Source organism: Variovorax sp. Sphag1AA (assembly GCF_014192575.1).
Classification (GTDB): domain Bacteria; phylum Pseudomonadota; class Gammaproteobacteria; order Burkholderiales; family Burkholderiaceae_C; genus Variovorax.
Genome location: NZ_JACHYC010000006.1, coordinates 155409 through 168468, shown reverse-complemented (window position 1 = coordinate 168468; position 13060 = coordinate 155409). Strand labels below are relative to the sequence as shown.

Here is a 13060-nt window from a genome sequence, read left to right as displayed (position 1 = left end):
TCAAAGCGCCGCAAGGTCCGGTCCGCCGCGCGGCCCGAACCATGCGCGCTCATACGCCTTGCGCGCTGCCTTCTCGGCATTGGCATCGCCCCGCTTGCGCTCCACCTCGACCAGCCCCGCGAGTGCCCAGCCGTTGTTGCGCACTTTCACAAGCGAATCCCTGAAGGCCTGCTGCGCTTCGTCGAGCTTGCCCTGCCGCAGCTTCACTGAGCCGAGCGACTGCCGAACCGGGTAGTACCAGTAGGGCGGTTCGGTGTAGGGGAGGGTGTCTTCGATCGCGATCGCATCGGAGTAGAACTTCGCCGCGGCATCGAGATCGCCGTTCGCATCGGCCAGCCGCCCGGCGGCGACGAGGCCCGCGGTTCGGATGATTTCGCGCGCGGGCAGTTGCCACGCTTCGAAGGTCTTGTAGTCGGCGGTGCCTTCGATCTTCTCGATCGCGTCGATCTCCTTCTGCGCGTTGGCCTTGTCCTTCTTGTTCGCATAGGCGACGGCGCGCGCGTAGTGATACATCGTCTGCACGACCGCCGCATCCTCGGCAGGCGCCGGCAGCTTGAGGATGGTGTCCGGATCGCTGAAGCGCGCATGCGCCGCGTAAGGCGCGGACTTGATCGGCTGCAGGATGGGGAACATCTTCACCAGCTCCATCGGCACTGATGCGTCGAGCTTCGATGCCGACTCGACGGCTGTCTTGCCGTCGCCGCCCTTCTCGGCCGACACCAGCACGAAATGCACGTTGTGCGGGTAGTAGGCGGTCTTGTAGATCGGATCCGAGGCCGATGTCTTGAAGTAACCCTCGTCGACCTTCGCTGCCTTCTGGTTGAGCGTCATCGAATCGCGATACATGCCCACTCGATAGTAGATGTGCGCCGGCATGTGCACGATATGGCCCGCGCCTGGCATCAACGCCGCGAGGCGGTTGGCATAGGACAGCGCCTTCTCAGGTTGAGTCGATGCCTCCATCGCGTGGATGTAGAGATGAATCGCGCCGGCGTGGGTCGGATTGCGCTTGAGGACCGTCTCCAGCGTCTTGACGATGTCTGCGCCACGGCCCTTCGACGTCGCACCGCCGGCTTCCCAGTAGTCCCAGGGCTGCGTGTCCATCGCGGCCTCGGCGTAGAGGACCTGGATGGTGTCGTCGGCCGGGAAGCTTTCCGCGACCTTCTTCATCGCATCCGCGTAGGCGGCATCGAGCGGTGCGCGATTCGCCGGTGGGTTGTTCGTGTAGCGCTTTTCGAGCGCGCCGATCAGCGCCTGTTCCTTCGCACTCGCATTGCCCTTGAGCGCAACCGCCTTGGTCAACGCCGCCATCGCGGGCGCGTTGGCGTCCGGCATCATCGGCACGTTGATGTTGGTGCCGAGCACCAGCGCTTCGCCCCAGAAACACATCGCGCACTGCGGATCGAGTTTCTGCGCAGCCTGGAAGGCGCGCTGCGCCTCCGCATGGTTGAAGCCGAAGGCCAGCCGCAGCCCCTGGTTGAAATAGGCCTGCGCCTTGGGACTCTTCGTGCTGACCTTGAACGCCAGCGAGCCGAGATCCTTGTAGAGCGGCACCTCGGCCGATGCCGGTTGATCTGGTGGCGCGTTCGCGGTCTGCGTCGATGCGACGCGCACCAGCGCTTTCAGCAATGCAGGCTGTCCTGTTGCGCCCGGCCCGCAGATGTTGTCTGGCGACAACAGCAGTGGATCAAAACCGTCGCCCGGCTTGCCGGCGGTGACGCCGTCAGGCAGCAGCAAGCTGACGGCTGCGAAGATGCAGGCAGATGCCGCAATGGCATCGCCGCGCGGAGCGAGAGATCGACGCAGCGGCATGGCATACCTCCTCGGATCGAGGACCGATTCGCCGCCGTTGCGCCGCTCGCAACGCAGTGCGCAGGGGTGATCGGCAATGCTTGCTTCGGATCAGGGGCGCAAATTTTGGCACTCGCCGGGGGTCGCCGCAATCGCCTGATACGTAGTTTCACGAACGGGCGCCGTCAGATTCCGCTCAGTTAGGCGGCAAGAACATCGAAGCATCCGGAAATCCCGCCGGATGGAGACAAGTTCCGCATCGGCCACAGCTGCCGCCGCGGGATTCGATGACCCCAACCTGATCGTGCTTACATGAATAGAAATCTAGTCAGAGGCTTGTTCCTCATGGCGATCGCGGCGACCTTCGGTCTGACCGCGCTTCGCTACCCCATCGGAGAACTCAGTCACGCGGGGCCCGGCTTCTTCCCCGCCATGGTCAGCGGCATGCTGATGGTGATTGGCATCGCGACGGTGGTGCGCTCCTTCTTCGTCGAGAAGGTGCATCTGCCCCTCTACTTCCGCAACATCGTGATCATCATGGCGAGCCTCGGCGGCTTCGCGGTGGTGTCGATGTTCGTGAACATGATCGCGGGCATCGTCTTCCTGGTGTTCTGCTCGACCTTGGCCGGCACGTCCTACTCGTGGTGGCGCAACGTCAAGATCTCCGCCGGCCTGATCGCGATGGCTCTGGCCCTTCAATACCTGCTCGGCCTGAACCTGCCGCTGTTCTGATCATGATGGAAGCACTCAACAACCTGGCGTTCGGTTTCTCGCACGCCCTCACGCTCCACAACCTGATGTACTGCGCCATCGGGTGCACCGTCGGCACGCTGGTCGGCCTGCTGCCGGGCCTCGGGCCACTGGCGACCATCAGTCTGCTGCTGCCGCTCACGTACTCGATCCCGACCACCGGCGCACTCATCATGCTGGCCGGCATTTACTACGGGGCGCAGTATGGCGACAGCGTGAGCGCGATCACCATGAAGATCCCGCACGCGAGCAGTATCGTGGCCTGTATCGACGGCTACCAGATGACGCTCAAGGGCAAGACCGGGGTGGCGCTATTCACCGCGGGCTTCTCGAGCTTCATCGGCGGCACGGTCGCGATCATCGTGCTCACCTTCCTGGCACCAGTGCTGGGCGAGGTGGCCTTCCTCTTCGGCCCGGCCGACTACGTCGCGATGATGCTCGTGGGCTTCGTCTGCGTGAGCTTCGTGACCACCGGCAGCCTGCTCAACGGCCTGGCGATGTGCATGATCGGCGTGCTGCTCGGCTGTATCGGCACCGACGTGAACAGCGGCGCGCAACGCTTCACCATGGACCTGCCATTCCTCGTGGACGGCGTGGGCGTCGTGAGCATCGCGCTCGGCTGCTTCGGTATCGCCGAAATCACGAAGAACCTCGATGCGCGCGAAGAGCGCTCGCCCTTCAACGGCAAGATCAACCTGATCCCGACGTGGGATGAGTTCAAGCGCATCTGGCCGAGCGCCCTGCGCGGCAGCGCCATCGGCTCCTTCCTGGGCATCCTGCCCGGCGGCGGCCCGACCATCGCGCAGTTCGCTGCCTATGCGATCGACAAGAAGGTCAGCAAGTACAAGGACGAGATCGGCACCGGCTGTATCGAAGGCGTGGCCGGTCAGGCTGCAGCCGACGAAGCTGCTGCACGCACCAGCTTCATCCCGCTGATGTCCATCGGTATTCCCGAGAACGCAGTGATGGCGCTGATGCTGGCCGCCTTCATCATCAAGGGCATCCAGCCGGGCCCGAACATGATCGCAAGCCACCCCGAACTTTTCTGGGGCCTGGTGGCGAGTATGTGGGTCGGTAACGTCTTCCTGCTGGTGCTGAACGTGCCGCTGGTCCGCTACTGGCTGTCGGTCTTCAAGATCCCGTACAACGTTCTGTTCCCCTGCATCTTGTTCTTCTGCTGCATCGGTACGTACAGCGTGAACAACAACCTGGAAGACGTCTTCATCACCGCCGCCTTCGGCCTGATGGGCTACCTCTTCATGCGTCTCGAGCTCGATGCTGCACCGCTGATGCTGGGCTTCATCCTCGGCCCGATGCTCGAAGAGAACTTCCGCCGCGCGATGCTCCTGAGCCGTGGCAGCTTCAACGTGTTCGTGCAGCGTCCGATCAGCGGCACGCTCATGGCATTGATTTCCGTGTTCATCGTCTGGCAGGTGACTGCGTTCGTTCTCCAGCAGCGCAAGAAGGGCAAGGGAGGCGTCGTGCCGGAGACCACCCACGCACTGGAACCGCAGGAATAAGCGAAGGCGTCATGTTTGAAGTCAGCGACGAGGTTCGCCGCGTTGCCAGGGAAGAGCTGATCAAAGGGCCGCTGTCGGCGGCCCTTCGGCGACTTGCAAATCGTTTCGGCCTTGAGCGGACCAATGTGGCATGGGTTGCCGCTGAAGTCTTCGACAACATGTTCGTCCCCGACATCCAGGCCATCTGGGAGTGGGACCTTGAAGGCCGCGGCGACGGCCATTCCGATGCGGAGCTGGACGCCATGCTCGCGCATCTGCGCATGGATCTGCCGCGCCCCCGTGTGATGAGCACGCTTGCGGGCGCGACGGACGTGAAGCGCGGCTCGACGCGCTGACGCGCCACGCGCGTCAGACGCCGAGCACTTCCTCGAGCACCTGGGGCGAGGCCAGCAGATCGGCCGACGCGCCTTGCCGCACGATGCGGCCTTTCTCCATCACGACCGCCTGGTCGGTGTGCGCGAGCACCTTGCGCCAGTCGCGGTCCACGATCAGCGTGGCGATGCCCGTGGCGCGGATGTCGCTGATCACCCGCCAGATCTCCGCGACGATCAGCGGGGCGAGGCCTTCGGTGGCTTCGTCGAGGATCATCAGGCGCGGGTTCGTCATCAACGCGCGGCCGATCGAGAGCATCTGCTGCTCGCCCCCCGACAGCTGCTGGCCGCCGTGCGAGAGCCGCTCCGTGAGGCGAGGGAAGGTCGCCATCACGCGATCGAAGGTCCAGTCGCGCCGTCCGTCGATGCCGGCACGTGCACTCATCACGAGGTTCTCGCGCACCGACAGGTTCGGAAAGATGCCGCGCCCCTCAGGCACGTAGCCGATACCGCGACGCGCCATCTTCTCGGGCGTCCAGCCGGTGACGTTCTGGCCGTCGAGCAGCACCTGCCCGGACGCGGGACGCACATAGCCCATCACCGAGCGGATCAGCGTGGTCTTGCCCATGCCGTTGCGGCCGAGCAGGCCGACCGAGGTGGCAGTGGGGATGTCGACGTCGGCGCCGCGCAGGATGTGGCTGTCGCCGTAGTAGGTGTTGAGGCCCTGGACTTTCAGCATGTCAGTGGTCCTCCCCGAGATAGGCAATCCGCACTTCGGGGTTCTGGCGGATCGAGGCCGGGTCGCCGGTGGCGATCACCGTGCCGTTCACCATCACCGTGATGCGGTCGGCGATGCGGAAGACCGCATCCATGTCGTGTTCCACGAGCAGGATCGCGTGCGACTGCTTGAGCCGCTCGAGCAGTGCCAGCATGCGTTCGGTTTCTTCGGCCCCCATGCCGGCGAGCGGCTCGTCGAGCAGCAGCACGCGTGGCTTGGTCGCGAGGCACATCGCGACTTCGAGCTGGCGCTTGGCACCGTGGCTCATCGTGCCGGCGATGCGATCGGCCACGGCGTCGAGTCCGGCAGCGGCGAGTGCTTCGCGCGCGGACGTGTTGCTCTCTTCGCAGCGCTTCGACGATTGCCAGATGGCCCACGGCTTCGGCGTCGCAGCCTGCGCGGCGAGGCGGCAGTTCTCCAGCACCGTGAACTCGGGAAAGATCGTGGTGCGCTGGTAGCTGCGGCCGACGCCGGCGAGCGCACGGCGGAACTGCGCGCGATCGGTGATGTCTTCGCCATCGAGCGAGATGCGCCCTTCGGACGCGCCGATCTCCCCCGAGAGCATGTTGATCAACGTGGACTTGCCAGCACCGTTGGTGCCGATCACCGCGTGCACTTCGCCGCGGCGAAGATCCAGCGTGACCGCATTGACCGCGACCAGCCCACCGAAGCGGCGCGTGAGCGATTCGACTGCGAGCAAGGTCGTCATGCTGCACCCCTTGGCGAGATACGCGCCGCAATGCCGATGATGCCCTTGGGCAGCAGCGCCACGAAGGCGATGATGGCGAGGCCCAGCGTGAGCTGCCAGTGGTCCGCGAGCGGGCCGACGATGGCATGCGTCGACAGCAGTTCCTTCAGCAGCGTGAAGGCCACAGCGCCGATCACCGCGCCGCGCAGATGGCCGAGGCCACCAAGAATGATCATCAGCAGCACCTCGCCCGAGTTGTGCCATGCGAGCAGCTCGGGGTTGACCACGCCGTCACGCGAAGCCAGCAGGAAGCCCGCGAGCCCGGCCAGGGCGCCTGCGATCACGAATGCCGCAAGCTTGTAGCCATACACCGGGAAGCCCGCCGCGCGCATGCGCTGTTCATTCACGCGGATGCCCGCGAGCGCCGCGCCGAAGCGCGAGCGGCGAATGAGCGCCAGCAGCGCATAGGTGAACACCAGCGACGCCAGCACGAAGTAGAACTGCACGCGGCTGCTCTCCAGGTCGAGCGCACCGAGGGTGGGGCGGATGTACATGTAGATTCCATCGCTGCCGCCGCCAAGCGCGGTGTCGTGGAACACGAAGAACGCCATCTGCGCAAATGCCAGCGTGACCATGATGAAGTACACGCCGCGCGTGCGCAGGCTCAGTGCGCCGACGACGAGTGCGTAGGCGGCAGCGCAACCCATCGCGAGTGGCAACAGCAGCGCGATCGAGCCGCCTTCCTTGCCCGAGCCGAGCACCGTCGCATACGCGCCGATGCCGTAGAACGCGGCATGGCCGAGGCTCACGAGGCCGGTCATGCCGACCAGCAGTTCGAGGCTCAGCGCGAAGATCGAAAGGATCATCACCTTCACCACGAGGTCGGAGAGATAGGGGCTCAGCGTCGGGCCGAGCAGGGCCAGCAGCAATGCGCAAGCCACGGGGATGTAGAACGAAGCGCGTTGCATGCTCAGAGCCTCTTGCCCATCAAACCTTCGGGACGCCAGATGAGCACGATCGCCATCAGCACATACACGCCCATGCCGCTCAGCTCCGCAAAGAACACCTTGCCGAAGGTGTCGACGAAGCCGACCAGCAACGAGGCCACCAGCGCGCCGGTGATCGAACCGATGCCGCCGATCACCACCACCACGAAACAGATGATCAGCACGCTCGCGCCCATGCCCGGATAGACCGAGGACATCGGCGCCGCGATCATCCCGGCCAGCGCCGCAAGCGCGACACCGGCTGCGAACACGATGCGATAGAGCCGGCGGATGTCGATGCCGAGGCCGCGCACCATGTCGCGATTGCTTGCACCGGCGCGGATCATCATCCCCAGCCGCGTGCGATTGACCACGTAATACAGCGCCACAGCAAGCACCACGCAAGCCGCCGAAGCGAAGAGGCGATACCACGGATAGCTCATGAGATCGCCCAGCGCGAAGCTGCCATCGAGCCAAGCCGGCACCTTCACGCCGTGCACGTCATTGCCCACCAGCAGCGAGCGCAGTTCCTCGAACACGAGGATCAGCCCGTAAGTCATCAACACCTGCTGCAAGTGATCGCGCTGATAGAGATAGCTGAAGAACGCCCACTCCAGCACATAGCCGAAGATCGCTGCGAGCACCACGCCCGCCACCAGCATCACGATGAACTGGTCACCGAACAGCGGCGCCAGCGCGAACGCCATGTAGGCGCCGATCATGTAGAAGCTGCCGTGCGCGAGATTGATCACGCCCATGATCCCGAAGATCAGCGTCAGCCCCGACGCCACCAGGAACAGCAGCAGACCGTACTGCACGGAGTTCAGGCACTGAACCAGAAAGGTACCGATGTCCACGGTGTGCGGTTCTTATTGGAAGGTTTAAAGAAGAGCCCCATCCGGGAAACACCGCGGAACCGGCTTAGCCGGGCCGCTGGTGTTGCCCCCGGTAGGGGGTTGGCGAAGCGACACGAAGTGCGCGCAGCCTGGGGGCGAGCTACAACTTACAGCCGCGGGCCGGGTCGGCGAGGTTCTTCACCGCGATGTTGACCAGCTTGTTCTCGTTGCCCTCAACCTTGCGCAGGTAGATGTCCTGCACCGGGTTGTGTGCCTTGTTCATCGTGAACGTGCCGCGCGGGCTGTCGATCTTGGCCTTCTCGACCGCAGCTGCGAACTCGGCCTTCTTCGAGATGTCACCCTTCACCGCCGTCAGGCCGATGTTGAGGATCTGCGCCGCGTCATAGCCTTGCACGGCATACACATCAGGCTGCAGCTTGAAGCTCTTGGCATAGGCGGTGCGGAAGGCTGTGTCGCGCGGCGTGTTCAGACCATCCGCGTAGTGCAGCGTCGTCTGCATGCCTTGCGCCGTGTCGCCTTGCGCTTCGAGCGTGCCGTCGGTCAGGAAGCCGGGGCCAACGAGCGGGATCGTCTTGTTCAGACCCGCAGCCGCATAGTCCTTGACGAACTTGACCGCGCCGCCGCCCGCGAAGAAGGCGTACACCACATCGGGCTTGGCCGCAGCGATCTCGGTCAGCAGCGCCTGGAACTCCACGTTCGGGAATGGCACCGTGAGCATCTTGTCGACCTTGCCGCCCGCCTTCTCGAAGCCTTCCTTGAAGCCTGCCACCGACTCGTCGCCGGCCGCGTACTTCCAGGTGATCGTCATCGCCTTCTTCTTGCCTTGCTTGCCTGCGACTTCGCCCATTGCATACGCGGGCTGCCAGTTCGAGAACGAGCTGCGGAAGATGTTCTGCGCGCACATCGGGCCGGTCACTGCGTCGGCGCCGGCATTGGGCACGATCAGCACGGTGCCGCTTTCCTTGGCGGCCTTGGCCATGGCCATCGCGACGCCGGAGTGCACGGTGCCGATGATCACGTCGACGTTGTCGCGCTTGATCAGCTTGTTGACGTTGTCCGTGGCCTTGGCCGGATCGGATTCATCGTCGACCTTCACGTACTCGATCTCGCGGCCGGCGAGCTTGCCGCCCTTTTCTTCGACCTGCAGCTTGAAGCCGTTCTCGATCGCGACGCCGAGCGCTGCATACGTGCCGCTGAATGGAAGCATCAGGCCCACCTTCAGCTTGCCCGTCTGGGCGTGGCCCAACGTGGCGATGCAGGCCAGCGTCAGGGCCGTCAGCGTGGTGCGTGCGATGCGGGTGCTCATGGAAGACTCCTTCGTTGATAAAAGTTGGCGACCGGGGCCGTTCGAAATCCAGGGACACCTGCAGATTGCTGAAGGCGTCAATACTTTACTAGTAAATTATTTAGCTCTCAAATGAGAGTTTTCCCTGACATTTTCCGAATGGCTCCTCACGAATGAAACGGTCGCAACTATCGCCGTTTCGGGCTGATCGCGATGCGGGGAATGCCCGCAGTCAGGAATCTCCAGCAACTGCGTTTGCGGCACATGCTTGGCGATGTCGCGGATCTGGCGCAAGGTCCCGTATTCGTCATCGATGCCTTGCATAGCAAGAACCGGGCAACGGATCGTGCCGAGCTCGCCTTCGATGTTCCATTGCTTGAAGGGTGGGTGCAGCCAGATGCGGTTCCAGCCCCAGAAGGCCGAGTCCACATCGTCGTGATAGCGGCCGAGCTTCTTCGGCATGTCGGTCTCGAGATAGGCCTTGCGCGCCAGCTCGATGTTCGCGACCGTCACGTCCTCCACGAAGATGTGCGGCGCGAGCACCACCAGGCCCGCCACGCGATCCGGAAAGCGGGAGGCGTAGAGCAGCGAGATCGAGCCGCCGTCGCTGTGCCCGAAGAGCCAGGGCTTCTCGTCGATGCCCAGCGCTTCGAAGAAGGCGGGCAGCACTTCATGCGCCTGGCGGTGCATGAAGTCGACATCCCACACTTCGTCCGCTTCGCGCGGCGTCGAGCGTCCGTAGGCGGGACGCGAGAACACCAGTCCGCGAAAGCCGCCGGCCTCGCAGAGCTTTTCGGGGAAGTCCTTCCACATCGCGATCGAGCCGAGCCCTTCGTGCAGGAAGACGACGAGCGGTGCATCGCGCCGTTCCGGTGCGATGTGCACGTATTCGACGCGCACGTCCCGGCCCCGCCATTGGATGGCGGCGAATTGGGATTCGGCACTCATGCCTTTTCCCGCTCGCGCAGGCGGAAGCGCTGGATCTTGCCCGTCGCCGTTTTTGGCAACTCGTCGACGAACTCGATGAAGCGCGGGTACTTGTAGGGCGCGAGGCGTTCCTTAACGAAGGCCTTCAGTTCGTCTTCGCTGACGCTCTGGCCTTCCTTGCACACCACGAAGGCCTTGGTCTTCGTGAGGCCGTCAGCGTCCTCTTTGCCGATGACCGCGGCTTCGAGCACCGCAGGGTGCTGCATCAGCGTGGCCTCGACCTCGAAGGGCGAGACATAGATGCCGCTGACCTTGAGCATGTCGTCGCTGCGGCCCGCGTAGGTGTAGTAGCCGTCGGCATCGCGCGAGTACTTGTCGCCGCTCTTGGTCCAGCCTTCGCGGAAGGTGTCGGCAGTCTTCTCCGGGTTGCCCCAGTACATGATGGCGGTGCTCGGCCCCTTGATATAGAGGTCGCCGACTTCGCCCACGGGAACGGGCTGGCCGTCCTCGCCGCGCAGCTCGATCTCGTAGCCTTCCACCGGACGGCCTGTGGTGCCGTAGCGGATGTCGCCGGGCCGGTTGGAGATGAAGATGTGCAGCATCTCGGTCGAGCCGATGCCGTCCACGATCTCGCAGCCGAAGTGCTGCTTGAAGCGCTGGGCGATCTCGCCTGGCAGTGCCTCGCCGGCCGAGGAGCACATGCGCAGCGCCACCGCGTCGCGCGCCGGCAGGTGGGGCGATGCAAGCATGCCCGCGAAGCCGGTCGGCGCACCAAAGAACACCGTGGGCTTGTGCGCGCCGGTCCAGCGCTTGAAGGTCGCATCGGGTGTGGGCCGCTCGGCCATCAGGAGCACTGTCGCGCCCACCGAGAGCGGGAAGGTCAGCGCATTGCCGAGCCCGTACGCGAAGTACATCTTGGCCGCGGAGAAGCAGACGTCGTTCTCCGTGAGGCCCAGCACTGGCTTGCCATACAGCTCCGCGGTCCACCACGGATTCGCATGCGTATGCACGGTGCCCTTGGGCTTGCCGGTGGAGCCCGACGAATAGAGCCAGAAGGCGTGGTCCTTCGGCGAAGTGCCAGCGGGCGACGCAAGCGGCTGCTGCGCCGCGATCGCCGAATCGAGATTGCGTGCGTTCTCTGGCAGCGCGGCGGTGGGTTGCGAGACGAACAGCTTGCGAACCTGGTTCGTGCCTTTCGCCATCGCTTCCTGCAGCGCCGGCAGCAATGCGCCGGACACCATCGCCGCAGTCGCGCCGCTGTGTTCGAGCATGTAGGCGTAGTCGTCCGGCGTGAGCAGCGTGTTCACCGCGACCGGCACCACACCCGCATAGAGGCCGCCGAGAAAGCACACCGGCCAATCGCTGCTGTCGAGCATCAGCAGCAGCACGCGATCTCCGCGCTGCACGCCGTCGGCAAGCAGTGCGGCGGCGAGGCGACGCGCGCGGTCTTCGAGCTGGCCGTAGCCGAGCGCGCCACGGTCGTCGACATAGGCCGTCTTCTGCGCCCGCCCGCGATTGAGTGCGAACAGGTGCTCGGCGAAATTGAAGGTGTCAGGCAGGCTCATCGTGTGTCTCCTTGGATTCTTTCGGGCCGCGTGGGCGCTATGTCTGTGGCAGGCCGAGCTGCGCGAGCACCGCGGGGCTGGCCTGCACCGCGCTGCGGCGGTGATAGAAGTCCAGCGCGCGAAGGCCGCCGAGTTCCGCGCCGCCACCCGCGCGGCCGGGGCCGCCGTGCAGCGACATCGGCATGACGTTGCCGTGGCCGGTGTGGGCCTGCGCGACATCGGGCGTGATGACGTGCACGCGGCCATGGCTTGCTGCGAGCTGAACGGATGCCTGACCCAGCGCCGCTTCGTCCGCGCCATAGAGCGAGGTCACGAGCGAGCCTTGGCCACGATGCGCCAGTGCAATGGCGTGATCGAGATCGCGATAGGGCAGCAGCGTCGCGACCGGGCCGAACACCTCGATGTCGTGCACGCGCTGCGCGGCATCCGCATCGCGCGCGCCGAGCAGCACGGGGCCGATGCAGGCGGCAACGGCGGGATCGGCTTCGACCAGCGCCTTCGCACTGCCGTTATGCAGCACGCTTGCCTGCGTCTTGAGTGCGTCGAGCCCTTCGCGAACCGCATTCAGTTGTGCGCGACTCACCAGCGAGCCCATGCGCACCGTCTCGTTGCGCGGGTTGCCGACCGTGACGCCAGCGAGCTTTGCGCCGATCGCTTCCGCGACCGCGTCATACGAAGCCGCAGGCACGAGGATGCGACGGATCGCGGTGCACTTCTGGCCCGACTTGACCGTCATCTCGCGCACGACCTCGCGAACGAGAAGATTGAAAGCATCCGACCCCGGCGCGGCATCCGGCAGCAGCAGCGCGGAGTTCAGGCTGTCCGCCTCGATGTTCACGCGCACCGAGCGCTGAGCGACGGCGGGGTGCGATCGGATCACCGCACCGGTGTCGGCCGAGCCGGTGAACGACACCACGTCGAAAGTTTCGAGCTGGTCCATCAGCCCGGCCGAGCTGCCGCAGATCACCGACAGCGCGCCCGCTGGCAGCACGCCAGCCTCGACCACATCGCGCACCATGCGCTGCGTGAGCCACGCGGTGGCAGTCGCGGGCTTCACGATCACCGGCACGCCGGAGAGCAGGGCAGGCGCGGCCTTCTCCCACAGTCCCCACGACGGGAAGTTGAAGGCATTGATGAACAGGGCCAAGCCGCGCGTCGGCACCTGCAGATGCTGCGACTGGAAGACCGGCTCCTTGCCGAGCTTCACCGCATCGCCATCGCGCAGCGCGCGCACGTCGCCGAGTGCATCGCCCCATTTCGCGTACTGGCCGATGGTGAAGATCGCGCCGTCGATGTCGACCGCTGAATCGTTCTTCACCGTGCCGGAGTTCGCGGTGGCGATTTCGTAATAGCTGTCGCGATTGGCCTGCAGCACCTTCACGATGGAGGCGAGCAGGCCCGCGCGCTGGCGATAGGTCAGCGCACGCAGTGCGGCGCCGCCGGTTTCACGTGCAAAGCGGAAGGCTTCGGGCAGATCCAGCCCGGTCGCGTCGACACGAACCAGCTCGGTGCCGAGCACCGGATCGAACAGCGGCGTTCCGGCGCCCGTGCCGGCCTGCCAGCGGCCGGCGACGTAGTTGGAAAGAAGCTCGGTCATCTGCT

Annotated in this window: 12 protein-coding genes; 3 read left to right on the top strand and 9 right to left on the bottom strand. The window is 64.8% G+C overall.

Features of this window, described 5'->3' with window-relative positions:
* Window positions 1-1812: a hypothetical protein gene (locus FHW64_RS23580; protein WP_260306305.1), complete on the bottom strand. Its 1812-nt coding sequence runs from the start codon at window positions 1810-1812 to the stop codon at window positions 1-3.
* A 291-nt stretch (window positions 1813-2103) separates the two neighbouring features.
* Here FHW64_RS23580 and FHW64_RS23575 point away from each other — a divergent pair, with 291 nt between their 5' ends.
* Genes FHW64_RS23575 through FHW64_RS23565 form a run of 3 tightly spaced genes read left to right on the top strand, consistent with a single transcriptional unit; the run spans window position 2104 to window position 4396 of the window.
* Window positions 2104-2523 carry a tripartite tricarboxylate transporter TctB family protein gene (locus FHW64_RS23575; protein ID WP_409350639.1) on the top strand — a complete coding sequence of 140 codons (420 nt, stop codon included), beginning with the start codon at window positions 2104-2106 and terminating at the stop codon, window positions 2521-2523.
* A gap of 5 nt (window positions 2524-2528) precedes the next feature.
* Window positions 2529-4061 carry a tripartite tricarboxylate transporter permease gene (locus tag FHW64_RS23570; RefSeq protein WP_184531094.1) on the top strand — a complete coding sequence of 511 codons (1533 nt, stop codon included), beginning with the start codon at window positions 2529-2531 and terminating at the stop codon, window positions 4059-4061.
* 11 nt (window positions 4062-4072) lie between these two features.
* Window positions 4073-4396 carry a hypothetical protein gene (locus tag FHW64_RS23565; RefSeq protein WP_184530658.1) on the top strand — a complete coding sequence of 108 codons (324 nt, stop codon included), beginning with the start codon at window positions 4073-4075 and terminating at the stop codon, window positions 4394-4396.
* Between the two features lie 13 nt (window positions 4397-4409).
* On the opposite strand, the gene FHW64_RS23560 is transcribed toward FHW64_RS23565, so the two are convergent.
* From FHW64_RS23560 to FHW64_RS23525, 8 genes are all read right to left on the bottom strand, one after another.
* Window positions 4410-5111: an ABC transporter ATP-binding protein gene (locus FHW64_RS23560; RefSeq protein ID WP_184530657.1), complete on the bottom strand. Its 702-nt coding sequence runs from the start codon at window positions 5109-5111 to the stop codon at window positions 4410-4412.
* A 1-nt stretch (window position 5112) separates the two neighbouring features.
* The gene (locus FHW64_RS23555) at window positions 5113-5859 is read right to left on the bottom strand and encodes an ABC transporter ATP-binding protein (RefSeq protein WP_184530656.1); all 747 of its coding nucleotides are present in this window, start codon (window positions 5857-5859) and stop codon (window positions 5113-5115) included.
* Window positions 5856-6806 (bottom strand): branched-chain amino acid ABC transporter permease, encoded by a 951-nt coding sequence (locus FHW64_RS23550; RefSeq protein ID WP_184530655.1) that lies wholly within the window; start codon window positions 6804-6806, stop codon window positions 5856-5858. Before FHW64_RS23550 ends, FHW64_RS23555 begins: the two co-directional genes overlap by 4 nt.
* 2 nt (window positions 6807-6808) lie before the next feature.
* Window positions 6809-7681, bottom strand: a complete 873-nt coding sequence (locus FHW64_RS23545; protein WP_184530654.1) for a branched-chain amino acid ABC transporter permease — start codon at window positions 7679-7681, stop codon at window positions 6809-6811.
* Window positions 7682-7820: 139 nt separating this feature from the next.
* Window positions 7821-8987, bottom strand: coding sequence for an ABC transporter substrate-binding protein (locus tag FHW64_RS23540; RefSeq protein WP_184530653.1), 1167 nt, complete (start codon window positions 8985-8987; stop codon window positions 7821-7823).
* 96 nt (window positions 8988-9083) lie between these two features.
* A complete protein-coding gene (locus FHW64_RS23535; RefSeq protein WP_184530652.1) occupies window positions 9084-9914 on the bottom strand; it encodes an alpha/beta fold hydrolase in 831 nt (276 codons plus the stop codon).
* Window positions 9911-11458 (bottom strand): benzoate-CoA ligase family protein, encoded by a 1548-nt coding sequence (locus tag FHW64_RS23530; protein ID WP_184530651.1) that lies wholly within the window; start codon window positions 11456-11458, stop codon window positions 9911-9913. The genes FHW64_RS23535 and FHW64_RS23530 overlap by 4 nt, the downstream gene beginning before the upstream one ends.
* Window positions 11459-11495: 37 nt before the next feature.
* Window positions 11496-13055 carry a 3,4-dehydroadipyl-CoA semialdehyde dehydrogenase gene (locus FHW64_RS23525; protein ID WP_184530650.1) on the bottom strand — a complete coding sequence of 520 codons (1560 nt, stop codon included), beginning with the start codon at window positions 13053-13055 and terminating at the stop codon, window positions 11496-11498.
* Window positions 13056-13060 lie beyond the last annotated feature (5 nt).

Bases quoted from the DNA above. Each gene is read 5' to 3' on its own strand.
- FHW64_RS23580 (WP_260306305.1), bottom strand. From the start codon at position 1,812: ATGCCGCTGCGTCGATCTCTCGCTCCGCGCGGCGATGCCATTGCGGCA.
- FHW64_RS23575 (WP_409350639.1), top strand. From the start codon at position 2,104: ATGAATAGAAATCTAGTCAGAGGCTTGTTCCTCATGGCGATCGCGGCG.
- FHW64_RS23570 (WP_184531094.1), top strand. From the start codon at position 2,529: ATGGAAGCACTCAACAACCTGGCGTTCGGTTTCTCGCACGCCCTCACG.
- FHW64_RS23565 (WP_184530658.1), top strand. From the start codon at position 4,073: ATGTTTGAAGTCAGCGACGAGGTTCGCCGCGTTGCCAGGGAAGAGCTG.
- FHW64_RS23560 (WP_184530657.1), bottom strand. From the start codon at position 5,111: ATGCTGAAAGTCCAGGGCCTCAACACCTACTACGGCGACAGCCACATC.
- FHW64_RS23555 (WP_184530656.1), bottom strand. From the start codon at position 5,859: ATGACGACCTTGCTCGCAGTCGAATCGCTCACGCGCCGCTTCGGTGGG.
- FHW64_RS23550 (WP_184530655.1), bottom strand. From the start codon at position 6,806: ATGCAACGCGCTTCGTTCTACATCCCCGTGGCTTGCGCATTGCTGCTG.
- FHW64_RS23540 (WP_184530653.1), bottom strand. From the start codon at position 8,987: ATGAGCACCCGCATCGCACGCACCACGCTGACGGCCCTGACGCTGGCC.
- FHW64_RS23535 (WP_184530652.1), bottom strand. From the start codon at position 9,914: ATGAGTGCCGAATCCCAATTCGCCGCCATCCAATGGCGGGGCCGGGAC.
- FHW64_RS23530 (WP_184530651.1), bottom strand. From the start codon at position 11,458: ATGAGCCTGCCTGACACCTTCAATTTCGCCGAGCACCTGTTCGCACTC.
- FHW64_RS23525 (WP_184530650.1), bottom strand. From the start codon at position 13,055: ATGACCGAGCTTCTTTCCAACTACGTCGCCGGCCGCTGGCAGGCCGGC.